At 48.0% G+C, this 26,084-nt stretch carries 17 protein-coding genes; 13 read left to right on the plus strand and 4 right to left on the minus strand.

The features are described from left to right. The first annotated feature begins 25 nt into the window (after nt 1–25). From BMZ54_RS08945 to BMZ54_RS08970, 6 genes are all read left to right on the plus strand, one after another. Nucleotides 26–1,396 (plus strand): tryptophanase, encoded by a 1,371-nt coding sequence (locus BMZ54_RS08945; protein ID WP_089909424.1) that lies wholly within the window; start codon nt 26–28, stop codon nt 1,394–1,396. Nucleotides 1,397–1,760: 364 nt separating this feature from the next. Further along, complete coding sequence (locus tag BMZ54_RS08950) at nt 1,761–2,402, plus strand: TetR/AcrR family transcriptional regulator (protein ID WP_089909427.1); 642 nt, start codon at nt 1,761–1,763, stop codon at nt 2,400–2,402. Next, the gene (locus tag BMZ54_RS08955) at nt 2,392–3,732 is read left to right on the plus strand and encodes a TolC family protein (protein ID WP_089909430.1); all 1,341 of its coding nucleotides are present in this window, start codon (nt 2,392–2,394) and stop codon (nt 3,730–3,732) included. The genes BMZ54_RS08950 and BMZ54_RS08955 overlap by 11 nt, the downstream gene beginning before the upstream one ends. 54 nt (nt 3,733–3,786) lie before the next feature. Further along, entirely contained in the window at nt 3,787–4,926 is a 1,140-nt protein-coding gene (locus BMZ54_RS08960; protein ID WP_089909437.1) for an HlyD family secretion protein, read from the plus strand. Between the two features lie 19 nt (nt 4,927–4,945). Further along, nucleotides 4,946–6,526, plus strand: coding sequence for a DHA2 family efflux MFS transporter permease subunit (locus BMZ54_RS08965; protein ID WP_089909440.1), 1,581 nt, complete (start codon nt 4,946–4,948; stop codon nt 6,524–6,526). A gap of 147 nt (nt 6,527–6,673) precedes the next feature. Next, nucleotides 6,674–8,893 (plus strand): alpha-N-acetylglucosaminidase, encoded by a 2,220-nt coding sequence (locus BMZ54_RS08970; RefSeq protein ID WP_089909444.1) that lies wholly within the window; start codon nt 6,674–6,676, stop codon nt 8,891–8,893. A 25-nt stretch (nt 8,894–8,918) separates the two neighbouring features. Here BMZ54_RS08970 and BMZ54_RS08975 read toward each other — a convergent pair whose 3' ends face one another. The 3 genes from BMZ54_RS08975 to BMZ54_RS08985 all read right to left on the minus strand — a co-directional run bounded on the left by BMZ54_RS08975 (nt 8,919) and on the right by BMZ54_RS08985 (nt 11,452). Continuing rightward, nucleotides 8,919–9,317, minus strand: a complete 399-nt coding sequence (locus BMZ54_RS08975) for a DUF1634 domain-containing protein (protein ID WP_089909447.1) — start codon at nt 9,315–9,317, stop codon at nt 8,919–8,921. A gap of 3 nt (nt 9,318–9,320) precedes the next feature. Next, nucleotides 9,321–10,157 carry a sulfite exporter TauE/SafE family protein gene (locus tag BMZ54_RS08980; RefSeq protein ID WP_089909450.1) on the minus strand — a complete coding sequence of 279 codons (837 nt, stop codon included), beginning with the start codon at nt 10,155–10,157 and terminating at the stop codon, nt 9,321–9,323. 272 nt (nt 10,158–10,429) lie between these two features. After that, entirely contained in the window at nt 10,430–11,452 is a 1,023-nt protein-coding gene (locus BMZ54_RS08985) for a LacI family DNA-binding transcriptional regulator (protein WP_089909452.1), read from the minus strand. A gap of 128 nt (nt 11,453–11,580) precedes the next feature. On the opposite strand from BMZ54_RS08985, the gene xylA reads away from it, so the two are divergent. The 6 genes from xylA to BMZ54_RS09015 all read left to right on the plus strand — a co-directional run bounded on the left by xylA (nt 11,581) and on the right by BMZ54_RS09015 (nt 22,107). Then, nucleotides 11,581–12,912 carry a xylose isomerase gene (gene xylA, locus BMZ54_RS08990; protein ID WP_089909456.1) on the plus strand — a complete coding sequence of 444 codons (1,332 nt, stop codon included), beginning with the start codon at nt 11,581–11,583 and terminating at the stop codon, nt 12,910–12,912. Nucleotides 12,913–13,355: 443 nt separating this feature from the next. Then, entirely contained in the window at nt 13,356–16,619 is a 3,264-nt protein-coding gene (locus BMZ54_RS08995) for a SusC/RagA family TonB-linked outer membrane protein (RefSeq protein ID WP_162277502.1), read from the plus strand. A gap of 12 nt (nt 16,620–16,631) precedes the next feature. Next, nucleotides 16,632–18,077, plus strand: coding sequence for a RagB/SusD family nutrient uptake outer membrane protein (locus BMZ54_RS09000; protein WP_089909462.1), 1,446 nt, complete (start codon nt 16,632–16,634; stop codon nt 18,075–18,077). Between the two features lie 279 nt (nt 18,078–18,356). Next, nucleotides 18,357–18,614 (plus strand): hypothetical protein, encoded by a 258-nt coding sequence (locus BMZ54_RS09005; protein WP_089909465.1) that lies wholly within the window; start codon nt 18,357–18,359, stop codon nt 18,612–18,614. A gap of 65 nt (nt 18,615–18,679) precedes the next feature. Continuing rightward, nucleotides 18,680–19,753: a hypothetical protein gene (locus BMZ54_RS09010; RefSeq protein WP_089909468.1), complete on the plus strand. Its 1,074-nt coding sequence runs from the start codon at nt 18,680–18,682 to the stop codon at nt 19,751–19,753. Nucleotides 19,754–20,208: 455 nt separating this feature from the next. Then, entirely contained in the window at nt 20,209–22,107 is a 1,899-nt protein-coding gene (locus tag BMZ54_RS09015; protein ID WP_089911840.1) for an SPFH domain-containing protein, read from the plus strand. A gap of 251 nt (nt 22,108–22,358) precedes the next feature. On the opposite strand, the gene BMZ54_RS09020 is transcribed toward BMZ54_RS09015, so the two are convergent. Next, the gene (locus BMZ54_RS09020) at nt 22,359–23,402 is read right to left on the minus strand and encodes a helix-turn-helix transcriptional regulator (RefSeq protein ID WP_089909470.1); all 1,044 of its coding nucleotides are present in this window, start codon (nt 23,400–23,402) and stop codon (nt 22,359–22,361) included. 387 nt (nt 23,403–23,789) lie between these two features. On the opposite strand from BMZ54_RS09020, the gene BMZ54_RS33520 reads away from it, so the two are divergent. Continuing rightward, nucleotides 23,790–25,988 (plus strand): helix-turn-helix domain-containing protein, encoded by a 2,199-nt coding sequence (locus tag BMZ54_RS33520; RefSeq protein ID WP_089909473.1) that lies wholly within the window; start codon nt 23,790–23,792, stop codon nt 25,986–25,988. Nucleotides 25,989–26,084: the final 96 nt, after the last annotated feature.

The following is a 26,084-nucleotide window of genomic DNA, read 5'->3' on the forward strand; positions in this document are numbered from 1 at the left end:
TTCACAACAAAATCTTAACAACCCAATGAAAACAATTATAGAGCCGTTCCGGATCAAATCCGTTGAGCCTATTTATTTCACTACCCGTGAAGAACGCCTCCGCATCTTAAAAGAAGCGCATTACAACCCCTTTCTCATCCATGCCCGCGATGTGATCATAGACCTGCTTACCGACAGTGGCACCAGCGCCATGAGCAGCGAGCAATGGGCCGGCGTAATGCGGGGCGATGAAAGCTATGCAGGCAGCGAAAGCTTTTTCCGCTTTGAAAGCTCCGTACGTAATATTACCGGTATGCCCTACATTATACCTACCCACCAGGGCCGCGCTGCAGAAAAAATACTGTTCAGCATTACGGGCGGTAAGGGTAAATATTTTGTGAGCAATACTTTGTTTGACACTACCCGGGCCAATATTGAGTTTTCCGGCGCCACCGGCGTAGACCTGTTGTGCGACGAAGGTAAGCAGCCCGCACTGGTAGCGCCTTTTAAAGGCAATATGAATGTAGCTGCCCTGGAACAGTTTATACAGGAAAAAGGCGCGGAAAATATTCCCCTGGTAATTATTACCGTAACTAATAACTCCGGCGGCGGCCAGCCGGTAAGCATGGAAAATGTGAAAGCCGTAAAAGCCGTCTGCAAAAAATATGGGATTCGCCTGTTCATTGATGCCTGCCGTTTTGCAGAGAATTGTTACTTCATAAAAAAGCGGGAGCCAGGCTATGCGGATCAGTCCATACTGGCTATTGCGCAGGAGCTGTTCTCCTACGCAGATGGCTGTACGATGAGCGCCAAGAAAGATGCCTTTGCCAACATTGGAGGTTTCCTGGCCATGCATGATGAGCAGCTGGCCATGGAATGCCGCAACCTGCTGATCATTACAGAAGGTTTTCCCACCTATGGCGGGCTGGCCGGCCGCGACCTGGAAGCCATTGCCATTGGGCTGGAAGAGGTGCTGAAAGAAGATTACCTGCAGTACCGCATCCGCAGCATTGAATACATAGGAGAGAAGCTGGATGCAGTTGGTGTGCCATATATAAAACCAACCGGGGGCCACGCAGTGTACCTGGATGCAAAGGCCTTCCTGCCCCATATTCCGGTACATGAATACCCGGGCCAGGCCTTATGCGGCGCCTTATATACAGAAGGAGGGGTGCGGGGTGTGGAAATAGGCTCCGTAATGTTTGGTAAATATGCGGAAGATGGTTCCCTGCTGCCCGCTGCTATGGAATTGGTGCGGTTGGCTATTCCGCGCCGGGTATACACCCAAAGCCATATTGATTATGTGGCAGAAGTGATCCTGGAAGTATTTAAACAGCGGAATAGCATTAAAGGTTACAGGATCACCTATGAAACGCCGCTGCTGCGGCACTTTATAGCGCATTTTGAACAATTGTAGCTTGTTAATAAAAGGCGGTCCACATGGGCCGCCTTCTTTATAAAGGAGCTTCTTCCCCAATACACCCCAATCGCTCTTTTCCGTACCCTAAAAATAAAAGGATCACTTTTTGATGGCACAAGGATATATCCGCTAAAACCGCCTTATAAAAAAACGCTATTACGTATTTAAAAATATCTACAGGATAAGTTAGTTTTCCCTGATTTCTCATTTTTACAAAAAAAGACAACTTGGTTAACGTTTTAACTTATTTTAAATCAAATTATTACACATTGTTTTAAATAAAATTCAATTAAACATTTGTTTAACTTAAACAAACGTTTAACTTTGCATCTGTTTAAATGAGTGTTTAAATAGTGAAATAATGGAGGAAGCGATAATGGACTATAATCAAAAACAGTTGCAAATACTGGACACCGCAGAGCGTTTATTCGCAATGCATGGTTTCCATGGCGCTTCTGTAAGAGATATTGCGCAAGAGGCTGATGTGAACATCGCGATGATTTCTTATTACTTTGGATCAAAAGAACGGCTGATAGAAGCAATTTTCCTAAAAAGGGTAATGGATGTAAAGAATGGTTTGGATGAGCTGGTAAAGAATAAAGACCTGGCTCCGCTGGAAAAGATCAACAAGCTGATAGAGCTGTTTGTTGCTAAAATATCCGACCGCCCCTATTTCTGCCGTATTATGGTACGCGCACAGGCCACCCAGGAAGGCGTACCCACAGAGCTGATCCATGAGGTAAAGAAGCAGATGTATGACCTGGTGAAAAAGCTCATCACGGAAGGCCAGAAGAAAGGCGCGTTTTTAGGGGATATTGATACCATGATGATGGTGAACACCCTGGTAGGCACCAGTAACCATGTGATCATTTCCCAGAACTTCCTGAAAAAAGTATGGAACCAGGAAGCAATATCGGAAGAGAAGTTCCGTCAACAGTTAAAAGAAAGAGTAAGCAACCATTTGAAAAAATTATTTAAAGTAGTATTAACAGATGAACGCTAAGAGCAAATACAGATCGTTATGGATGTTGGTGCTGCCGCTGTTACTGGCCTTTAGTATACCCGGCCGGGCGCAGGATGGCAAAGTGCTGACGTTAAAAGATGCCATTGATCTGAGTATCAAAAACAGTAAGCAGTTACGATTAAACCAAACAAAAATTACCTCTGCGCTCAACGCCGTAAAGGACGCTAAAGCCAGGCAGCTGCCGGATGCAAACATCTCCGGCTCTTACCTCCGGGTGAACAAGCCGAATATTGACCTGAAATCAAGCGGCGACAGTAGCGGCGGCGGTAGCAGCTTTGCAGATGTAAACCAGGTAGCTTATGGAATGGCTACCATTTCCGTACCGTTGTTTTCCGGCTTTAAGATCCAGGCAGCAAAAGAATCTGCCCGTTACCTGGCGGAAGCCGCTAAGCTGGATGCAGACCTGGACCGTGAAGATGTGATCCAGAACACGGTAGCAGCCTACAGCAACTTATATAAAGCAACGGTAGCTGTGAACCTGGTAAGGGAAAACCTGAAACAGCAGGAGCAGCGCACCACCGACTTTTCCAACATGGAAAAGAATGGCATCATGGCCCGCAACGATCTGTTAAAGGCCCAGCTGCAGCAGTCAAATATAGAAGTAGCCTTAACACAGGCAGAAAGCGATCTGAAAATAGCCCGCATCAATATGAACATTATGCTGGGCTTACCGGAAAATACTAACATGGACCTGGATACAACCTTTTTGGCACAGGCAGGTGGCGAGGAAAAAGCAGTAACAGATTGGGAACAAGTCGCACAGCAAAAACGTAAGGACGCCGCCTCCCTGCAGGCCCATGAAAAAGCCGCTTATGCAGGCATTAAATCAGCCAAGGGAGATTATTACCCCTCCCTGGCGCTCACCGGTGGTTATGTAGCCGCCTACATCCCCAACGTAATAACCGTAACCAATGCGGTGAACGTAGGAGTAGGGCTGAAGTACAACCTGGCCTCCTTATGGAAAACAGGTTCCAAGGTAGATGACGCCAAGAACGAGCTGAATGCAGTAAAGATCAACGAAGAAATGCTGAACGATCAGATCCATATTCAGGTGAACCAGGCATACGAGAACTATATAGTAAGTATGAAGAAGATCGGCATGTATGAAAAAGCAATTGAGCAGGCAGACGAAAACTACCGCATCACTAAGAACAAACATACCAACGCCCTGGCAACTACTACAGACCTGCTGGAAGCAGATGTTGCAGAGCTGCAGGCAAAACTCAACTACACCTCTGCCCGCGCAGACGCTGTAGTGGCCTACAACAAGCTGTTACAATCAGCCGGTTTACTGGGAGAGAATAAATGAGCGCAAAACAAAAAGTAATTAAAACACAACCATCAATTTCAATTTAAGGTCTTTATGGAAACACAAGTAAATGAAGTAAGATCTACCAGCAATAAAACAGGAAACGCTGCCCCCCAGGAGCAACCTCCTAAAAGGAATATGCGTTTCATCATTATTCTTGCAGTACTGGTGATCGGCGGTGCCATATTTGGTATCAGTAAGTATGTTCATGCATTGCATCATGAAGAAACAGACAATGCGCAGATCGATGCAAATGTGAGCCCGGTAATACCCCGTGTAAGCGGTTATGTAACCTCCATAAGGGTAAAGGATAACCAGGATGTAAAGAAGGGTGATACCCTGATAGTGCTGGACGATCGTGATCTGCAGATCAAGCTGCAGCAGGCAGAAGCCGCCCTGGTAGCTGCACAGGCTAATGTAGGTGTTGCGCAGGCCAATACGGAAGCTTCACAGGTAAGCGTTACAACTTCCCGTGCAAATGTAGCAACGGTAAATGCGCAGATAGAAGCTGCCAAAGTAGAAGTATGGCGTACTTCCCAGGATTATGAACGTTACGCAAACCTTATCAAGGACCATTCTATTACCCAACAGCAATATGAGCAGGCCCTGGCTGCTAAACAAACCGCAGAAAGGCAATTGCAGGTGCTGCAGGAACAGAAGGCATATGCCGCACAGCAAACCAACGGTGTAGCCTCCCAGAGTAATGCTACCGCCCGCCAGATAGCCGCTGTACAGGCAGTGATTAAAGAAAAGGAAGCAGATGTGAACAACGCAAAGCTGAACCTTTCTTACACCGTGATCACTGCACCGGAAGCCGGCCGTGTATCTAAAGTATACGTACAACCCGGGCAGTATTTACAGGCCGGACAGTCACTGTTCAGCATTGTAACAGATAACTCCGTATGGGTAGTAGCCAACTTTAAAGAAACCCAGCTGGATAAAATGAAGGTAGGACAAAAGGTAAGCGTGCATGTGGATGCTTTCCCGGAAAAGAGCCTGGATGCACATGTATCCTCTTTCTCACCGGCCACCGGCGCCCGTTTTGCGCTGCTGCCCCCGGACAATGCTACCGGTAACTTCGTGAAAGTGGTACAACGTCTGCCCGTGAAGATCGAGTTCGATAACCCGAACGATCCGGTGGTAAAACAGCTGCGCGCAGGCCTGAACGTTGATGTGGACGTACACCTTGACTAATAATCATTAGATTAATTTTATGACACAACAGGCATCATTGGTAGAATACGGCGCCCGCCGGGTGATCATCACCATCACGGCTATATTCTGCGCGCTGCTGGAAATAGTGGATACCACTATTGTAAACGTAGCCCTGAATGATATGCGTGGTAACCTGGGCGCAACCATGAGTGAAATAGGATGGGTGGTAACAGCGTATGCCATTGGTAACGTAATTATCATACCCATGACCAGCTGGCTGGCGCAACAATTTGGCCGCCGGAACTATTTTGCCGTATCGATCATCATGTTTACGGTTGCCTCCTTTTTGTGCGGTAACGCATCCACTCTGTGGGAGCTGGTATTGTTCCGCTTTATACAGGGGGTAGGCGGTGGCGCCCTGCTGGTAACATCGCAAACCATTATCACAGAAAGTTACCCGCCCGAAAAACGTGGTATGGCCCAGGCCATCTACGGTTTAGGGGTGATCATAGGTCCAACCCTGGGCCCCCCCTTAGGCGGTTATATCATTGATCACTCTTCATGGCCAAATATCTTTTACATCAATATACCCATAGGAATTATAGCCACCTTGTTAACACTGCAGTTTGTGCGTAGTCCCAAATATGCAGAGAAGAAAGCAGCGAATGAAATTGATTGGTGGGGTATTGCTTTCCTGGCAGCCGCAGTAGGAGCGTTGCAATATGTGCTGGAGCGCGGACAGGAAGACGACTGGTTCAATGATTCAACCATCACTATCTTAACAGTGGTGTCGGTATTAGGATTTTTCTTTTTCGTTTGGCGGGAATTGGTGTACAAAAATCCAATAGTAGAGCTGCGTGTACTAAAGAATGGGAATTTACGGATCGGAACAATTTTATCGTTTATCATGGGATTTGGCTTATACGGGTCCACCTTCGTTTTACCTCTGTATACACAAGGGTTAATGGGGTGGACCGCCACGCAGTCCGGTTTGCTGATGCTGCCCGCTGCGCTCATGACGGCCTTTATGATGCCGCTGATCGGTAAAATGCTGGAAAAAGGAATACCGCAGCCCTACCTGATTGCCGCTGGCATGATCTCGTTCTTCGTTTACAGCTTCTGGGGTTATAAGATCATTTCCCCGGATACCGGTAAGCCGGACTTTTTCTGGATGCTGATCGTACGTGGGGTAGGTTTAGGCCTGCTGTTCATACCTATCACGGCCATGTCACTCTCCTCACTGAAAGGAGTGCAGATAGGCCAGGGAGCAGCATTCACGGGTATGATGCGGCAGCTGGGCGGTTCATTCGGGATTGCATTGATCACTACTTTCGTATCCCGCCGCAATGAGCTGCACCGCATGGACCTGGTAAGTAAGCTGGATACCAATAACCCGGTTGTAATGGACCGGGTGCACAGTATGCAGGCCAATTTTATACACAAGGGTATGGATGCATCAACCGCGCTGAAAAGTGCCTACCAGTCGCTGGAATACACTGTTATTAAGCAGCAGACCGTGTTGTCTTATATGGATGTGTTCCTGTACCTGGGTATATTATTCCTGATCTTTGTGCCGATTGTACTGCTGGTGAAGAGCAATAAAAAAGCAGGAAAATTAGACGCATCTGCAATGCACTAATTAATTAAACTCATTATAAAGTTATGTTACTAACAGTGTAACAGTTGTAGGTTTAGGTAAAAGCCGGAATATTCTTGTTCCGGTTTTCTTTTTTTTACTTTTACCCCGCCAGTAATAACAGTGAACTAAATTGTACAACAGAGAGATATGCAATCATCATTTCTAAAAGTCTTTTATACAGGCCTGCTATGCCTGTTAGGCGCCGTCCTGCAAATACATGCCGCCGCCCCGCCGGACAAAACCGCTATTGACGGCCTGGTGAAACGGGTATTAAAAGAGCAGGCCGCGCATTTTGAAACAGCCTTCATCCCGCAGGAAAATGGAAAGGATGTATTTGAGCTGGAAAGCAGCAAGGGTAAAATACTGCTCAAAGGCAGCAATGGCCTTAGCATAGCCAGCGCGCTCAATTACTATTTACATCACTATGCGCATTGCGATGTAAGCTGGAACGGCACCAATCTGCAGCTGCCGCAACCCTTGCCGGTAGTGGATGCCAGAGTGCATAAAACCACTCCTTACAAGTATCGCTATTACCTGAACTACTGCACCTTTAACTATACCATCAGCTGGTGGAAATGGGACCGCTGGCAATGGGAAATAGACTGGATGGCGCTGAACGGCATTAACATGCCCCTGGCGCTTACGGGGCAAAACTCCATCTGGGACCGCGTGTATAAAAGCCTGGGTTTTACAGACAAGGACCTGAGCAACTTTTACAGCGGCCCTACCTATTTTAACTGGTTCTGGATGGGTAACCTGGATGGCTGGGGAGGCCCGTTACCCCAAAGCTTCATGAAAGGCCACGAAGCGCTGCAAAAGCAGATCCTGGAAAGGGAGAGGTCACTGGGCATGACGCCCGTGCTGCCGGCTTTTACCGGTCATGTGCCACCTGCATTTAAAGATAAGTTTCCCAATGCCAAAGTAAAACGCACCAACTGGGATGCCGGTTTTGATGATGTATACATCCTGGACCCCGGCGATCCGATGTTTGCGGAAATAGGCCGCCGGTTTATGGAAGAGGAGATCCGCACTTTTGGTACAGATCACCTGTACTCTTCCGATACCTTTAATGAAAACCTGCCGCCCACCAATGATTCCGTGTTTCTGCACCAGATCAGTAAAAAAATATACCAGTCTATGGCTGCGGTGGATACGGCTGCCATTTGGGTAATGCAGGGCTGGATGTTCCACTACCAGAAAGACTTTTGGCATCCTGCGCAGATCCAGGCTTTGATGACCGCGGCGCCGGATGATAAAATGGTGGTACTGGACCTGTTTAGTGAAAATTATCCCGTTTGGAACCGCACCGAAGCTTATTACGGCAAACAATGGATCTGGTGTATGCTGCAGAACTTTGGCGGCAACATCAGCATGTATGGCCGTATGGATAATGTGGCCAATGATCCGGCTAATGCGCTGCACGATCCGTCCGCCAGGAACCTGGTAGGCATTGGCGTAACGCCGGAAGGCATAGAACAGAACCCGGTAATGTACGCGCTGATGCTGGAAAACGTGTGGCGCGATCAGCCCATTGACCTTAATACCTGGCTAAAAGCGTATGCCCTTCGCCGTTATGGCCGGCAAAATGATGCCGCGGAAAAGGCCTGGGATATTTTACATAAAACCGTTTACAGTGGCCGCCTTACAGAAGGCGGCCCGGAAAGTATTTTAACCGGCCGGCCTGGTTTTAAAACAGAAACTACCCGCACTAAAACTATGCTGGCCTATGATCCCGGTGCGCTGATACCTGCCTGGGACAATATGATACAGGCAGCAGCAGCTCTTAAAAGCAGCGATGGTTTCCAGTATGATGTGGTGGATGTAACCCGGCAGGTGCTGGCTAACTATGCGGATTCCCTGCAACAGCAGTTTGCCAGGGCTTATCAGCATAACGATGCGGCGGCCTTTAAAAAATATAGCGGGCAGTTCATTGTACTGCTAACTGATATGGACCGCTTACTGGCTACCCGTAAGGATTTCCTGTTAGGCAGGTGGCTGGAAGATGCTAAGGGCTGGGGTACTACGCCGGCGGAAAAAGCGCTGTTTGAAAAGAATGCCCGCGACCTGGTAACCCTTTGGGGTGATAAGAACAGCGAGCTGCATGAATACTCCAGCCGCCAATGGTCAGGCTTGATCAATAACTTTTATAAAGCCCGCTGGGCGCAGTTCTTCACGTATGTAAATACCTGCATGCAGCAGCACAAGCCTGTTGATGAAAAGTATTTTGATGAAAAAATGAAGGATTGGGAATGGCAATGGGTAAATGCGCATGAGCTATATACTGCAACGCCCAAAGGCAACGCAGTAGCCACCGCAAAAGAGCTGTACACGAAATACAGCGGGGTAATAAAAGCTACCTACAATTAATTATTCATTCCAAGGTCTGGGCGGTCTATCCGCCCAGGCCCCCCAGCATGCTGAATAAAATAACGCCCAGCACAATAAGGGTAATTACAATATACAGGTAGTCTTTTTCAACCGTGAATGCAAATACGGAGAACAGGATGCGGGCAATAGGAGTGGCAATCAGCAGCACTACGCCCAGCTGAATAATTTCACGCCCATGGCCCAGGAATACGCCGCGCATAATGGCAGGCAGGTTATCCCAGCGGTTGTTAGGGCCGGCAAAATCACGGTATTCCGGCATTTCATGCCCATGCCGCATAATGTAAATGATACCGCCAGCCAGTACTACTATGCTGGATAGTATTACGCCATAGCGCAGCAGCGTGCCCAGTAAAATTTCCACATCTTTATCTTCCCAGTATTTTCGGGATAACAATCGCTTCATGCGTTATAATTTTCCGGTAACCCCGTTATAGATCATTTGTAATGCTAGCAGCGCTATCACCACGCCAAACACAACACGCAGCAATTTGGTATTTGCCTTTGCTAATATCTTAGTGCCGCCCAATGCCCCTGCCAGCACACCCAGCACCACCGGCAGGCACAACCCGGGATCAATGTAACCCCGCTGTAAATACACTACAGCGCTGGCAGCAGCTGTTACGCCTATCATGAAGTTGCTGGTAGTGGTGGATACTTTAAAAGGCACCTTCATCATATTATCCATAGCCAGCACCTTTAAAGCGCCGGAGCCAATGCCCAGTAAGCCGGATAGTACGCCGGCCAGCGTCATCATCAGGTAACCGCCGGGCACATGCCGCACTTTATAGTGCACCATACCTTCAGGGGTAGGGTACTGGCCGTTGAGGCGCAGCTTTTGCGCCAGCTGGCTTTTATCAGCTGTTTCCAGGTGATTGCCTTTGGGGCGGATGGATAAGACAGCAGAAATAATGAGCACCAGGCCAAAAATAATTGCCACTATGTTGGTGGGCATATACACCGCCAGTAAAGCCCCGGCCACTGCGCCGGTGGTGGTGGCAATTTCCAGGAACATACCCAGGCGTATATTGGTAATACCTTCTTTTACGTAGGCAGATGCAGAACCGGAGGAGGTAGCAATGGCCGCAATAAGGGCGGTGCCAATTGCATAACGGATGTCGGTATGGAATACAAGCGTCAGCAGAGGGATGATCACTACGCCGCCACCCAGGCCGGTAAGAGAGCCCAGCAAGCCCGCCAGGAAAGCCCCACCCAGGAGTATTAGCGTAAAGGTTAAAATGGTCATGGTTGGTCCATCAGTTGTTGGTGGGCACAAAGGTCAGTAAATGTGGCCAGAATGCAAAGCTGTCTTGTATTCCGATGGACTAAGGGTAATGTGCGGGTGATGAAAAACTGTTGTATTAAAGATCAAACAGAAAATGCAAAACGCTGTCTCCGCTGCATTTCATTCGTAACTACTCATATCATAATTACTTTTAATGGCATTCCCCGCTGGGCGAGGCAGGCTGTGTACCGCCTTGGGCGGGGTCGTAATTGACAATTCGTAATTAACCCCGACTACTTCCTCCGCGAAGACTCCCTCACAATCAGCACCGGTTCCAGCACTACCTTTTCTGCCGGCCGGCCTTCGTCGGGTTCTTTATTAAGTACTGTTTTCAGGAATAAGCGGGCTGCTTCTTCACCCATTTTTACGGTTTGCTGGTCTACAGTGGAAAGGCCGGGATGCACCAGCTCTCCAAAAGCTTCATTGGCAAAGCCTATTACGCCGGTTTCCTGCGGTATCTGTATGTTATAGGTCTGCAGCTGCTGTATTACGCCCATGGCAGTATAATCTTCCAGCGCAAATACGGCGTCGAAGGGAATGCCCCGCTCCCGTAGCTGCCGTATGCAGGAGCGGCCGTATTCAATGGAGAATTGCCCCTGCAATATCAGCTCTTCCTGCAGGGGTATGCCGTAACGTTGTAAGGCATCCTTATAACCGCGCAGCCGTTCCTTAAAAATGGGCATGTTCTGCGCGGCGGTAATATGCACAATGCGCCGGTAGCCCTGCTGTATCAGGTGTTCAGTAGCCATAAAGCCACCCTGGTGATCGTCAATAGTTACGGAAGGAGTGTTCAGCGCATCCAGGGTACGGTCAAAGAAAATAAGGGGAATGTTCCGCTTTTTAATTTCCTCGTAATGCCCATATTGCTCCGTTTCCAGCGTCACGGAAGAAATGATCCCATCCACCCGCGACTGCAGGAACGTTTCAATCCCCTTCACTTCATGCCGCAGCATTTCATTGCTCTGGTACAGGAGTATGCTGTAGCCGTTCTCATTCATCACTTTTTCAATACCGTGTACTACAGAGCTGAAAAAGCTTACATGCAGGCTGGGTACAATCACCCCTATAACATGCGTGCTGCCGGAGCGCAGGGAGCTGGCCAGCTTGTTCTGCCGGTAGTTGAGCCGCTCCGCTGTTTGGTGCACGGCCACCCGGGTAGCCTCGCTAATGGCCGGGTTATTGCGCAGGGCCCGGGCCACGGTAGAAAAGGTGATATTTAGCTCGCGGGCTATGTCGTGAATGGTAGTTTTTTTCATTTTGTACTACAATTTTAAGAATAGGCTTTTGTTTTTTCATGGTTTATTTTATTTTTATGCCAACGTTGGCATAAAGTTGTCGAAACGGCTTTTCCACTTTCACCATTTTTAAAACTGATACCTTCTCTATGGCAAACATTGTCACAGGCAGCAAAGAATTTTTCAAAGGTATAGGCGCCATCAAGTATGAGGGGCCTGCTACCGACAACCCGCTGGCATACCGCTGGTACGATGAGAATAAAGTAGTAGCCGGTAAAACCATGAAAGAGCACCTGCGTTTTGCAGTGGCCTACTGGCATTCCTTCTGTGGTAACGGCGCTGATCCTTTTGGCGGCCCTACCCATATTTTCCCCTGGGATGAAAAAGGCGACGCAGTAGAAAGAGCTAAAGACAAGATGGACGCTGCTTTTGAGTTCATCACCAAGCTGGGTATGCCTTATTACTGCTTTCACGATGTGGATGTAGTAGATTATGGGAACGATGTAGCGGAGAACGATAAAAGGCTGCAGGCCCTGGTAGATTATGCCAAGACCAAACAGTCCGATAGTGGCGTAAAGCTGCTGTGGGGGACCGCCAACCTGTTCTCACACCGCCGTTATATGAATGGCGCTGCCACCAATCCTGATTTTCATGTGCTAAGCCACGCGGCAGCACAGGTAAAAGCAGCGCTGGATGCTACCATTGCGCTGGGCGGCGAAAACTATGTGTTCTGGGGCGGCAGGGAAGGTTATATGAGCCTGCTGAACACTAATGTAAAGCGGGAGCAGGAGCACCTGGCCCGTTTCTTACATACCGCGAAGGACTACGCCCGCCAGCAGGGCTTTAAAGGCACCTTCTTTATAGAGCCTAAGCCCTGTGAGCCTACCAAACATCAATATGATTATGATGCGGCAACCGTGATCAGCTTTTTACGCCAGTACGATCTGCTGAACGACTTTAAGCTGAACCTGGAAGTGAACCACGCCACCCTGGCCGGCCATACCTTCCAGCATGAGCTGCAGATAGCAGCAGATGCAGGTTTGCTCGGTTCTATTGATGCCAACAGGGGCGATCAGCAGAACGGCTGGGATACCGACCAGTTCCCCAACAATATCAACGAGGTAACGGAATATATGCTCATTATCCTGGAAGCCGGTGGCTTCAAAGGCGGTGGTATTAATTTCGATGCCAAGATCCGCCGTAACTCCACAGATCCGGCAGATCTGTTCCATGCTCATATTGGTGGCATTGATACCTTTGCCCGTGCGCTGGTAGTGGCTGATAATGTGCTGCAAAAGTCAGAATACCGCAAGATCCGCCAGGACCGTTATGCCTCTTTTGACAGCGGTAAAGGAAAGGATTTTGAAGCCGGGAAGCTGTCACTGGAAGACCTGCGCGCCTATGCTATTGAAAAGGGCGAGCCGGCATCCATCAGCGGCAGGCAGGAGTACCTGGAAAACCTCATTAACAGATACATTTAACACGACACAACTATCAATTTCCCTGGTCCGGTAAGCATTTTCTTACCGGACCAATTTTTTTTGCTTTCTTTGTATTGACAACCGGCTCCGTTCATTCCTCATAGTACCATACCCTATACACGAATAGAACCACCGCAGCCGGCGCAAAGGCCTGAATATCAGTTTGGATCTCGCGGTAAGAAGTAATCAACCACCGGAATCAACCATCGTTGTTACTGAAAATTTTTTTGCTAAATAATAAGGTTGTATATTAAAAAAATCGAATATTTTTCTTTCAAAGTAGACCATTTAGCTGTTAAAAGGTGTCCTTACTGCACATTTTTCTAATCAGGGGCATTGGCCGTTCTCACCTTAAAATAGGTAGGGCCGCGAGCTTCGTATATATTTCCAATAATAGTTGTCATATCCCAAATATGCAAAAGTACGACTGCCGATCCCTGCTTATGTCTTATAAATTCTTGTTTTCATTATTTTTTGCATTAGCAGTACTGTCGCCAGGTTTAAAAGCACAATATAAACCGGTGGGTAAGCGCATTTCCTTTGTTGGGAAAAATGTGCGCCTGGCCGATTTTTTCAATGTGGTATGGGACCAAACCCATATGCAGGCTTTCTATAATGATGAGCAGCTGAGCAGTGAAGAAAGGATCACTGTAGAATTCAGACGGGAGCCGCTGGACAATGTGCTGGCCTTTCTGCTGCGTAAAAAACAGCTTACCTGGTACTACCGGGAAGAAACTTTTGTGATACTGCCCAAAAAGCCCGGAGAGCCTGACCTGGGCCAGATGCCGGATGAAGCTACCATGAGCATTCCCGGGGTGGTAACAGATAAAAGTGGCATTCCCCTGCAGAACGCTACTGTTGTTGTAAAAGGCGGCCGCAGAGGCGCCTCCACCTCAGAAGCCGGGAAATTCCTGCTTTCCGGCATCCGTAAAAAAACATTCCTGAGTATCAGCTGTATAGGATATGCTCCTAAAGACGTACAGGTATTTGATGATGATACTTTAAAAGTACAGCTAACCCCTGCTGTAACCGGCCTGGATGAAGTACTGGTAATTGCCTATGGTACCAGCACCCGCCGTAACCTTACCGGCGCAGTAAGCGAGGTTACTTCAAAAGATATTGCCCAGCAGCCCGTGTCCGATCCCTTGCTGGCTATGCAGGGCCGCATACCGGGGCTTAGTATTACCCAAACATCCGGCCTGCCTGGAGCGGAAGTAAAGGTGGAGCTGCGCGGCCGTAACAGTATTGCCGCCGGTAATAACCCGTTATATATTGTAGATGGCATACCTTTTCCGGGTACGGCGCTCACGTTTAATAATATAGCCACAGAAGGTGGCCCCATTAGTGCATTGGGCGCCTCCAACCCGCTCAATATGATCAACATAGCGGACATTGCCAGCATTGATGTGCTGAAGGATGCAGATGCCACCGCTATTTACGGATCACGCGGCGCTAACGGTGTGATCCTTATCACTACCAAAACCGCTAAGCAGGGACGGATGAAAGTGGATGCCAACATTTACAGTGGTGTAGGCGCCATGGGGCATAGCGCCAGCTATCTGAATACACAGCAATACCTGCAAATGCGCCGGGAGGCATTTAAGAATGATAAAACCACCCCGCAACCCTCTGATTATGATATAGCATTATGGGATACCACCCATTATACCGACTGGCAAAAAGAGCTGTTGGGTAAAACAGCAAAAATCACGGATGGACAAATTGCCTTTTCCGGTGGTGACTCTACCATACAGGCCCGGATCAGCGGCGGTTACCGCAGGGAAAGTACGATTTACCCGGGCAATTTTAATTACCAGAAAGCATCCGGCCGTATTAACCTGAATATGCTTTCCCGTGATAAACGTTTTAAGCTGACCTTAGGCGCCAGTTATGTGGCGGATAAGAATTTCTTGCCAGCTAGGGATATGTCTGAATTTATAGGAACGCCGCCAACAGCGCCTGCTATCTATAAAGATGGGCAGCTGAATTGGGAGGATGGCACTTTTGAGAACCCGATGGCTTCCTTTTTAAAAACGTATAACGCAAAGACCAGTAACCTCCTGACCAATGCGGTACTAAGTTATAACATACTGCCGGGCTTACAGGTAAAGGCAAACATAGGGTATAACCTGATGGAAATGCATGAGGTACAGCCCAATCCTATAGCAGCTTTCAATCCTGCCTATAATCAATTAGGATATTCATTCTTTGGTAATGGCAGCAGTAAGAGCCTGAGCATAGAGCCACAGCTTATTTATAAAAGATCCGTAGCAAAGGGTGAGCTTGAGATACTGGTGGGTACAACCTATCAGCAGGAAATACGCAGCCAGGATGGTTTCTATGCCTTTGGATACGCCAATGATGACCTGTTAGAAACTATGACGGCTGCTTCCAGTATTCAAAAGTTGGGAGAATCCTATTACAAGTACCATTATAACGCATTGTTCGGGCGTATTAATTATAACTGGGAGGGCAAATATATTATTAACCTTACCGGCAGGAGGGATGGTTCCAGCCGCTTTGGCCCCGGCAGACAGCTGGCCAATTTCGGATCAGTAGGTGCTGCCTGGATCTTTTCCAGGGAACACTGGGTGGAAAATACACTGCCTTTCCTGAGCTTTGGTAAGCTGCGCGCCAGCTATGGCCGTACCGGTAACGACCAGATAGCAGATTATGGCTATTATGCCAGCTATTCCACTTCTCCGCCTTATGCGGGCCTGGGAGGGTTGTCGCCTACCCGTTTATACAATCCCAATTACGGATGGGAATTGAGCAACAAGGCAGAAGTAGGGCTGGAGCTGGGCTTCCGGCAGGACCAGGTGCTTTTCAGGGCCAGCTACTATCATAACCGTTCTTCTAATCAGCTGGTAAGATATCCCTTGTCGGGTTTAAGCGGTTTTGATTTTATTATTGATAATTACCCGGCTGTTGTACAAAATACAGGTTGGGAGTTTGAGCTGAATACCGTGAATGTGAAGCATAAACATTTCAGCTGGAATACTAATTTTAATATCAGCATTCCTAATAATAAGCTGCTTGCATTCCCTAATCTTGAAAACTCACCTTATAATAACTACTTCACGGTAGGGCAGCCACTAAACATCATCAAAGGATTTCATTATAAAGGCGTGAATGATAAAACGGGTTTTTATGAATTTGAAGATGTGGATGGAGACGGCAAAATAATAGCGTATACAAAGGATTATAATTATACAAAGAGGACTGGTAGCATTTTTTATGGGGGGGTGCAAAACAGCCTGCACTATAAAGGCTGGCAGCTGGATGCGCTGTTCCAGTTTGTAAAGCAGAACCGGTATAATTTTCTGTATACCCACCTGATGCCGGGTATGGTAGATAACCAACCGGTAGAAGTACTGGGCCGCTGGCAGGCAGCCGGTAATCATAATGGCATGCAGCAGTTTTCTCAAATGCTGGAGAATGCTTATACCGCCTATTTGAATATGCAAAGGAGCGATGCTGTAATCGCAGATGCTTCCTATGCCCGGCTAAAGAACCTGAGCCTTAGCTACCACTTACCGGAAAAATGGATGCATAGCGCTCATTTGCAAAGCACGCGGGTCTATTTACAGGGGCAAAACCTGTTTACCATTACCCGTTATAAAGGAAGGGATCCGGAAGTTGCCGGAGACCATGAAATATATCCGCCTTTAAGGATATGGACGTTAGGTTTACAATTAGTACTTTAATAGCATTAAATAATGCAGCAAAAAAAACAGCATATAACATTGCGGCCACTTTTTGCAGGAAAAGCCAGGAGAAGCAGCGCTGTTGCAGGTGTTATGATGGGGGCATTGGTAGTTGTTATAAGCGGCTGTAAAAAATTGATAGAAGTACCGGTGCCGCCTACGGAAACAACACCAACTACTGTATTTACCAGTGACGCAAATGCAACATCCGCAGTAATTGGCATTTATGGCGATATGATCAGCAGTAAGGGCTTTGCCAGTGGTAATTCCAGGAGTATTACCTTTTTAGGTGCACTGTCTGCCGATGAGCTGCAAAATTATTCCAGCTTAACAGCGCCCCGGGAGTTTTATGAAAATAGCCTGAACAGTAATAATTCGGTAGTGGAAAACCAGTTGTGGGATGAAGGCTATCACTACATTTACGCCGCCAATTTATTGCTGGAAGGGCTGGAAAAATCCCAGGGGGTAAGCGCTGAAACAAAGGCACAACTGAAGGGAGAAGCCTTATTTATAAGGGCTTTTTGCCATTTTTACCTGGTTAACTTATTTGGAGATATACCCTACCTGGAAGTAACAGATTACACCAAAAATATAACTAGTTACCGGCAGCTGAGAACAACGGTTTATGATCATATTACCGCGGACCTGGTGGAAGCGCAGTCATTATTACCCGATAATGCAGAAAGAGTGCGCCCGAATAAATGGGCTGCCACCGCTTTCCTGGCCAGGGTTTATTTATATGCCGGCAAATGGGAGGCAGCGGCAACGCAGGCAGGAAAAGTGATCAATAATACAAGTACCTATCAACTGGAGGAATCGTTGGATAAGGTATTTCTTATAAAGAGCAATGAGGCCATCTTTCAATTGTTATCCAACAGTGCAGGCGTAAATACCTGGGAAGGTAAAAACTTTATACTTACAAGGGCGCCGGCAACCGGGGAAACCAATTCTTCGGTTTTAAGCAGCTCTTTATTAAACGCGTTTGAAAATGGCGACCAGCGTAGGAGCAGCTGGGTAGATAGTATTACAGTGGGCACTGCCGGGAAGTATTTTTTCCCTTATAAATATAAAATAAAGAGCGATACCGCCATTAGTGAAGCATCTATGGTGCTCCGCCTGGCAGAACAATACCTGGTAAGGGCAGAAGCCCGTGTACACCTGGGGGAACTCGATGGTGCAAAAGAAGATGTTAACCTTATCCGCAGGCGGGCCGGCCTGCCGGGCACTACTGCCAACAATGAGCCGGACCTATTAAGCGCTATTGCCCATGAGCGGCAGGTAGAATTATTTACAGAATGGGGACACCGCTGGCTGGATCTGAAACGCACCGGCCAGGCCAATAAAATACTGAACAATGAAAAGGGGCCGGGCTGGCAGCCAATGGACACACTTTATCCCATCCCACAAAATGAGCTTAGGCTAAACAAAAATTTAACCCAAAATCAGGGGTACAATTAGGAAAAAATCGAAGAATACTTGTAGATTAGCCGATATATTATAAAAATATTGCTGGTATAACCAGTCCCGGGGGGAAGCGGGGTATAAAAAAGACACACAAAATACAGATTGTTAGGTGAAAAAATTAATCGTTGGGGAGACACAGCCTTGCCACTTCTTTTGCTTATATGCCACTAAGCATTTTACATCTCATTTAATAAATCAAAGAAACAGGAACATCCGAAAACCTGCGAAAATTTGGGAACAACAAACAAACTTTTTCAACCAAGGTCCTTCAGCATGAAAAAGAAAGTAATTTTAACCGCCTGCACATTAGCGCTGGTAGCTATTGGTGCATTTGTTACAAAAGCCAACGCCCGCAGAATTAGTGTACGTTACACGGACACAGCATCAGGGGCACAATGCCTTTATCCGCAAACCCTGCCGGCAGACTGTAGTACCGAAAATACAGGTACTATCTGCTCTTCCATCATAGGCAGCCGTACAGTTACCTATTACCAGGGTACCACCTGTGTTACGCCGTTCTACCGGTTGTAACTGATCAGCATGGGCAAATAGGTAACCAGCTATGGCAATAGTGCGGTTAATAAACTAAGGTATTTATGTTCAAACGTCTATTTCGCTTACTCCGGCGCCGCCGGGGAAGGATAGGAATTGCTATTGCCTGTTTTCTGCTAAGCATTGCAGCTATATGGGTGTTGTACATCGCATCAGATAAAATTAACCACCGGCCCAATGGTTTCATCCGGCTCATTCCGCCGCACCGTGCCATTCCGGAAAAAATACTGGATGTTAAGTATAACTCCTTCTACATTGCAGGAGCTACACCTACCCGTATTTTCCTGGGCAATGCTACCGCTGCCACTTTTATCCTGACCACCGATTATGCGTTGTCAGATACAGGGCATATGTGGTTAACATTGCCGCCGGAAACAAGGCTGGCCGGACCGGTTACCATCGAGATCGACTCCCCGCACCTCTATATGATGGCTGGCCTGCAAGGCACTTTATTGCATACGTTGCTGCCAGACACGCTCCTCAGCCGTCTGCCCGAAGGGCGCCGCCAGTTCTTTAATGCCCGGCCGGTATCTCCCGCCTCTTTTATCATGCGGACCTATGACAGTGCCTGGCAACAGAACATACTGGTAAAACGTACCTCGGAAACGGCCTACCTGCGGCCATCTCCGCCGTTGCTGGAGAAGCAGATAGACGGTGTGTTCTGCACAGACGGTGTACTGAGCTACGAGCCTAATACGGCAAAACTCATGTACGTGTACTACTACCGTAACCAGTTTTTGTGTATGGACACTAACCTGAACGTACTATACAAAGGCCGCACTATTGACACTACCGCCCATGCCCACATTAAGGTAGCCTCCATGGAAGACATTGGCAAAAGCACCGTTTCCTCGCCTTCCGGCGTGGTAAACCGCTTAAGCTGTATGGACACCCAGTGGCTGTATGTAAATTCGAAATTGATGGCCAACAATGAACGTAAAGAGGAATTTGATAAGGTGTCCGTAATAGATGTGTATTCATTGAAAGATGGTACTTATCATTTCAGCTTTTACCTGCCAAACCTGGGAGAAAAGAAAATACGCAGCTTCCGGGTGTTCAATAAAACATTGGTCGCGTTATATGACCACTACGTGTATACGTTCAGGCTAAATTTTTAGGTCCCGGCTTGAACAGAGCGGATCTAAGCTGAAGTAGCGTAGATAAGAAACCGGATTTTTATCCGGCTTTTTTATGCCTCCCTTTTATCTAACGTATTGTGATAGTAACTGTTGTGCTGCTTGCAGGCTGTATGTAAATTAATATTTTTCAAAATATTATTTCTGTTAAATTCTTGGGCAGATCAAAAAAAAGTATAAACTTTGTGTTGTAATAATAATTACAACCTGAAATGAAAACGGACGATCATTCGATCAACTTCTTTAAAGTTTTTGTTGCCTCCCACTTCAATACCTCACCGCCCCCGGCTATCGTTTAATAAACAGCAAAGGCCCCCGTACCGTATATCAGGCATCGTGTGCTTGCACGTACCAGTACCTGTACCTTTTACTGCCTCAACTACCGCTTTGCGGCGGCTGGTGGCCAACATCACAATTATCATAAATCCCTAATCAAAATGCAAAACGCAGAAATCATCAGATGGGTGATGCTCATCGGCATACCCTTACTATGCCTTGTTTTTTACCGCCTTATTTTGCGGGTATTCTTTGGCGTGGTAATAGTACCGGAAGACCGTATAGGCCTGGTCACTAAAAAGTTTGTACTGTTCGGTAAGCAGGAGCTGCCGGAAGGCCGCATTATTGCGCTGAATGGCGAAGCCGGTTTCCAGGCGCAAACACTGGCACCCGGCGTATACTTCTGGAAATGGATCTGGCAGTATGCCGTTACTTTTCAACCCTTTACTATAATACCCACCGGTAAAATTGGACTGGTGCTGGCAAAAGACGGCGCTGAACTGGAAACCGGCTCCATACTGGCCCGCAAGGTACCCTGCGATGCTTTTCAGGATGCGCGCGCTTTCCTGGAGAACGGCGGCCGCAAAGGCCGGCAAACAGCTATCATCACGCCCGGCTCTTACCGCATCAACACCTTTTTGTTTGAGCTGGAAATGACCGATATGGTAAGCATACCTGAAAATGCCGTAGGCATTGTAACCACGCTGGAAGGTAAGGCTATTGAAGAAGGGCAGATAGCAGGTAAGTCTATTGCAGCGCATAACAAGTTCCAGGATGTGGATACCTTCCTGCAGAACGGCGGCTACAAAGGCCTGCAGGAGCAGGTAATGCTGGCTGGTTCTTATTTCCTGAACCCCTGGTTTGCTAAAGTGGAAATGGTGCGCATGACGGAAATTTCCATCGGGCATGTAGGCGTGGTGATCTCTTTCGTGGGCCAGGATGGCGAAGACCTGAGCGGCGTGGAGTTCAAACACGGTAACATTGTAGCCAAAGGCAGTAAAGGCGTATGGGCGGAACCGTTAGGCCCTGGTAAATATCCCATTAACCCGTACATCATGAAAATTGAAATGGTGCCTACTACCAACCTGGTACTGAACTGGGCCTCTGCCCGCAGTGAAGCGCATCAGCTGGATAAAAACCTTTCTACTATTACCGTGCGTAGTAAAGACGGTTTTACCTTTAACCTGGACGTAGCCCAGATCATTCACATACCCACCACAGAAGCGCCTAAGGTGATTGCGCGTTTCGGTAACATGAGCAACCTGGTAACACAGGTGCTGGAACCTACTATTGGTAACTATTTCCGTAACTCCGCACAGGATGCAGATGCCATCGACTTCCTGAAAAGCCGTAAGGAACGGCAGGAGAGCGCCAGAAGCCATATTGGCCGCGTATTGGAACAATATAATGTGCATGGTGTAGATACCCTGATAGGCGACATTGTGCCGCCGGAAAGCCTGATGAAAACCTTAACAGACCGTAAGCTGGCTGAAGAGCAGAAGGTTACTTACGAAACACAGATGAAGGCGCAGGAAACCCGCCAGACCCTGGAAAAAGAAACCGCCATTGCTGAAATGCAGAAAGAAATTGTGAAGGCCGACCAGGGTGTATTGATCGCGGAAAGAATAGCCGATGCTTCTGTAAAGAAAGCCACCGGTGATGCCAACAGTGTGCGCTTGCAGGCCAATGCAGAAGCCGACCGTTTAAAGCTGCTGGCCGGTGGTGAAGCGGAAAAGGTAAGGCTGCTGGCTAAGGCAGAAGCAGAACGTACAGAATGGATAGCCGTGGCCGATGCAGAAAAAATATCCCGTACCGGTAATGCAGAGGCAGAAAAGATCCTGGCCATTGGTAAATCCAGCGCAGAAGCATACCGCCTGGCCGTAGAAGCCATGGGCGGCGATAACTTTACGCAGCTGAAAGTAATGGAATCCATTGGTGAGCAGCACGTGCGCATTATGCCGGATGTGCTGATCAATGGTAGTGATAACGGCGGCGGCCCTATCAGCGGCCTGCTTGGGCTGCAGCTACTTGAGCAGCTACGTAAAAAAGCGAATGAATAATTAATAATGAATAATTAATAATTATGGAGGCCGGTTGTTGCCTGAAGGACCAGCCCTGCGATTATTAATTATTCATTCTTCACTATTAATTATTGACTGAATGAACTGTAATTATGCCTGAATAGGCAATTTGGAAAGAGCCGGGTTGTCTACTTTTAGGCCAAAGCGACCCTGCTTTGCAGGTGTTTAATTGTTATTACAGATTAGAACTGAAAATGTACGGGAGGTAATCTTTATTACCTCCATTTTTTTTACTGTTCCATATTCCGTACTACTTTCTGAAAATCCCTGGGCAATATGTCAAATGCTTTTTTAAAAGAACGGGTAAAGTTGGCAGTGTTCTGAAAACCAGTCATGTAGGAAATTTCCTTGATAGGGTGCTGTTGCCTGCCCAGCAGCTGTTTGGCATACTCCATGCGCTGCGCCTGGTAATACTGGTAACAGCTCATCCCGAACATGGATTTAAACACACTCTTGAATTTTGTAACGCTCATGTTGCACATGCGCGCCAGCTCTTCCACCGTAAGGGGAGGGGAGCCAAAGTCGCTCACATAAAGGTCTTTCACCCTTATTACATCCTGCAGGTTGGTATCGTAATAAGCTTCCTGCTGTTCTTCCATCGTAAAAAAGTGCAGGTACCATTGGTGCAGCAGGTTATAGGCTGCGCTGATCAGCGCAGGGCGGTGAATGAAAGTAGCGTTGGGCCCTTCGCTTAGCTGCTCAAAGGTTTGATCCATACGGTGCTGTACGCTTAATGGCAGCGGTATAATGCTGCTAAAGGGCCGCTGCTGAATAAAATCCTGTATCAGCCCGTGCCTGGGCGTGTCAGTGACAAGGCGTAGTTCCTCCATGGCAAAGCTGCGCGTCATCATCATTACATATATCCGTTGCCGTTGGCCTGCCGGGAAAAGAAAGCTGCTGCTTAGCTGTGTGCTGTATACAAAAAGACAATCGCTGTAAATGGAAAGATCCTGGTCCGTATGGTTGGCATCTGTAAAATAAGGCTGCTGAAAGCCGTAGCGGCAGCCGCTCATATAGTAATGCTCTTTTTTTTGCACCGGGCATACCAGTAATGTCTGCTGCTGCCAGGTTACATCACATAACAGGCAGAAGAGGCCGTTAAACAGCTCCCGGCATTCAATAAAACCGTTCCCCAGTGCCCGCGGCAGGTAAATACGGTTATGCTCCGCCTTCACTGTGCTTTTGCCGTAAGGTTCAAAAGCCGCTGCCAGCTGTGCCAGCAGGCGTTTTACAGGTCCGGGTGAAAAAGATATGGTGAAAAGTTTATCCTTCATGCACCGTCATTACAACAATTAACAAAATACAAGTTGGCATCACCGGCTAAATGGCCGGCATGTTAAATAATTACAAAGAGGGTGAAATGGTTATAGGCGGGAAAAGGTTGTTGTGCCCGTAAATAGTTGGATTACAATTGCAAATTACAACCCTCATAACAAAAAATCATGCCAAAGTCTGAACAGCCTGCCAAACGTTTTGCACTGTTATTATGACCTTTTAGATAATAATTACCGGAGCGCCTTTTTTTCCTTTGTGATGAGTTTCAGAAAGTTGATAACACCCAAGAAGCTTTGCCCGTTGCCTGGTTTAATATTGAATAGCCTAACCAGCCGCAGCGGGCTTTTTATTTTTTTCGCTATCTTCGCCGCTTTACATTTTAATTTATGCCCCCAACAGATAGCAGCAACACCATGTTTCAACTGGCGGCAGATTTTATACAGCAAACCAACCGCCATATCTTTTTAACCGGTAAAGCCGGTACCGGTAAAACCACTTTCCTGAAACATATCAGGGAATACACTGCCAAAAATACGGTAGTGATAGCCCCTACAGGTGTAGCCGCCATTAATGCCGGCGGCGTTACCATGCACTCATTTTTCCAGCTGCCCTTTGGGCCCTTCATACCCGGAACCAAAAGAGGTTTTGGGCAGGATGATGATGTAAGCATGGACCGGCATGCGCTATTCCGCAGCATTCGTTTTAACCACGATAAGAAAGAGATCCTGCGCGACCTGGAGCTGCTGATCATTGACGAAGTGAGCATGGTGCGGGCAGACTCGCTGGACGCTATAGACGCTATTTTACGCCATTTCCGCAACCAGCCCCTGTTGCCTTTTGGCGGGGTGCAGGTGCTGTTCATTGGCGACCTGTTCCAGCTGCCGCCCGTAGTGCCGGATTCTGAATGGCAGATCTTAAAAGAACATTATGCCGGTGTATTCTTCTTTCATGCCAAGGTGCTGGAAGAAGCGCCGCCTTTATATGTGGAGCTGAAAAAGATCTACCGGCAAAATGAAGCCGCTTTTATTGATCTGCTGAATGGTATCCGTAATAATAATGCCACCGCCGCACAGCTTGAACTGCTGAACCAGCGCTACCAGCCATCCTTTACCGGCCAGGAGCAGCAGTATATTGTATTGACCACGCATAACCGCCGGGCCGATGAGATCAATGCCAGCCGCCTGGCCGCCGTGCCCGGGCCTATTCACCGTTTTGAGGGCACTGTAGAAGGCGATTTCAGTGATAAAGCCCTGCCCACAGAGCTGGTGCTGCAGCTGAAACCCGGGGCACAGGTAATGTTCATTAAGAACGACCTGGCAGAAGTAAAACGTTATTACAACGGTAAAATAGCCACGGTAAAATCTATTGATAAAGATCGCATTATTGTTACGCTGGCCGGCAGCGGGGAAGACCTGCAGCTGGAAAAGGAAACCTGGCGCAACATCCGCTACACGCATAATAAAACCGATAACCGTATAGAAGAAGAGGAGCTGGGCAGCTTTACGCAGTATCCTATTCGCCTGGCCTGGGCCATTACCATCCATAAAAGCCAGGGCCTTACGTTTGAAAGGGCCATTATTGATGCCGGCAGCGCCTTTGCGCCCGGGCAGGTATACGTGGCCCTAAGCCGCTGTACCTCGCTGGAAGGGCTGGTGCTGCATTCCCGCATTCATGCCGCCGCTATCCGTAATGATGAGCAGGTAATAGCTTTTGCCGCTAAGGAAAATGCGGCCAACGAGCTGGAAGTGCTGCTGGATATGGAACGGCGTGTATTCTGGTCAAACAGTCTGAAGCAGGTATTTAACTGGCAAAAATTGCTGCTGGCTTTACAGGCGCATGCCGCCTGGCTGCCGGGTAAAAAACTGCCGGATATGGAAGCCGCCCTGTTGCTGAATAATACTCTGCAGCAAAAGGCCGTACGCCAGCAGGAGGTAGCCCAGAAGTTCCGGCAGCAGCTAGGCAGCCTGCTGGATGTGGTAGTGCAAACGGCCGATCCATCGCCTATACAGGAGCGGATGAATAAAGCCATAGGTTATTTTACGCAGGCAGTGTATGATGAGCTGATCAAACCTCTGCAGGAACATAAGGCAACGGTGAAAGGCGCCAAACAACGTAAGTACCAGGACCAACTGGAAACCCTGGAAGCCGCGCTGTGGTTAAAGCTGCAGCAGATATGGCAGGCCAGTTATTGCGATACTACCTTTAATGCCGGCTTAACAGACTATAGCCAGCTGCGCAACCAAACCACTGCTGCCAAACCGGGAAAACAGAAGGCAGAGGTGGGCAGCAGCCGCCGCGGCAGCCTGGAGTTGTACCTGGGTGGTAAAAGCATTGCGGAGATAGCGGATATGAGGCAGCTTACCATTGGGACCGTAGAGGGGCACCTGGCCCAATGCGTAGGGGCAGGGGAGCTGGCGCTGGAAAGTTTTGTATCCAGGGAAAAAATAGATAAGATCATGCCGCTTCTGGCCTCTATGGGAGCCGCTGCAGCCGGCGCTATCCGTCAGCGTTTAGGCGATGAGGTGAGCTATGCGGAGATCAGGGCTGTGCAGGGATATAGCAGGTTGTCCTCAGCCAAAGGCTGAGGGGAATTACGAATTGTCAATTACGGCGGCCCCGCCCAAAGCGGAGCACAGCCTGCCCCGCCCAGTGGGGAATGCCATTGAAAGTAATTATGAGAG

This window comes from Chitinophaga rupis (assembly GCF_900109685.1).
Lineage (GTDB): Bacteria > Bacteroidota > Bacteroidia > Chitinophagales > Chitinophagaceae > Chitinophaga > Chitinophaga rupis.

Excerpts from the sequence above, each read along its gene's own strand:
- BMZ54_RS08970 (WP_089909444.1), top strand. The coding sequence starts at position 6,674 with ATGCAATCATCATTTCTAAAAGTCTTTTATACAGGCCTGCTATGCCTG.
- BMZ54_RS09000 (WP_089909462.1), top strand. The coding sequence starts at position 16,632 with ATGCAGCAAAAAAAACAGCATATAACATTGCGGCCACTTTTTGCAGGA.
- BMZ54_RS09005 (WP_089909465.1), top strand. The coding sequence starts at position 18,357 with ATGAAAAAGAAAGTAATTTTAACCGCCTGCACATTAGCGCTGGTAGCT.
- BMZ54_RS08980 (WP_089909450.1), bottom strand. The coding sequence starts at position 10,157 with ATGACCATTTTAACCTTTACGCTAATACTCCTGGGTGGGGCTTTCCTG.
- BMZ54_RS08955 (WP_089909430.1), top strand. The coding sequence starts at position 2,392 with ATGAACGCTAAGAGCAAATACAGATCGTTATGGATGTTGGTGCTGCCG.
- BMZ54_RS08960 (WP_089909437.1), top strand. The coding sequence starts at position 3,787 with ATGGAAACACAAGTAAATGAAGTAAGATCTACCAGCAATAAAACAGGA.
- BMZ54_RS33520 (WP_089909473.1), top strand. The coding sequence starts at position 23,790 with ATGCCCCCAACAGATAGCAGCAACACCATGTTTCAACTGGCGGCAGAT.
- BMZ54_RS08965 (WP_089909440.1), top strand. The coding sequence starts at position 4,946 with ATGACACAACAGGCATCATTGGTAGAATACGGCGCCCGCCGGGTGATC.
- BMZ54_RS08995 (WP_162277502.1), top strand. The coding sequence starts at position 13,356 with ATGTCTTATAAATTCTTGTTTTCATTATTTTTTGCATTAGCAGTACTG.
- BMZ54_RS09015 (WP_089911840.1), top strand. The coding sequence starts at position 20,209 with ATGCAAAACGCAGAAATCATCAGATGGGTGATGCTCATCGGCATACCC.
- BMZ54_RS08945 (WP_089909424.1), top strand. The coding sequence starts at position 26 with ATGAAAACAATTATAGAGCCGTTCCGGATCAAATCCGTTGAGCCTATT.
- BMZ54_RS09020 (WP_089909470.1), bottom strand. The coding sequence starts at position 23,402 with ATGAAGGATAAACTTTTCACCATATCTTTTTCACCCGGACCTGTAAAA.
- BMZ54_RS08950 (WP_089909427.1), top strand. The coding sequence starts at position 1,761 with ATGGAGGAAGCGATAATGGACTATAATCAAAAACAGTTGCAAATACTG.
- BMZ54_RS08975 (WP_089909447.1), bottom strand. The coding sequence starts at position 9,317 with ATGAAGCGATTGTTATCCCGAAAATACTGGGAAGATAAAGATGTGGAA.
- xylA (WP_089909456.1), top strand. The coding sequence starts at position 11,581 with ATGGCAAACATTGTCACAGGCAGCAAAGAATTTTTCAAAGGTATAGGC.
- BMZ54_RS08985 (WP_089909452.1), bottom strand. The coding sequence starts at position 11,452 with ATGAAAAAAACTACCATTCACGACATAGCCCGCGAGCTAAATATCACC.
- BMZ54_RS09010 (WP_089909468.1), top strand. The coding sequence starts at position 18,680 with ATGTTCAAACGTCTATTTCGCTTACTCCGGCGCCGCCGGGGAAGGATA.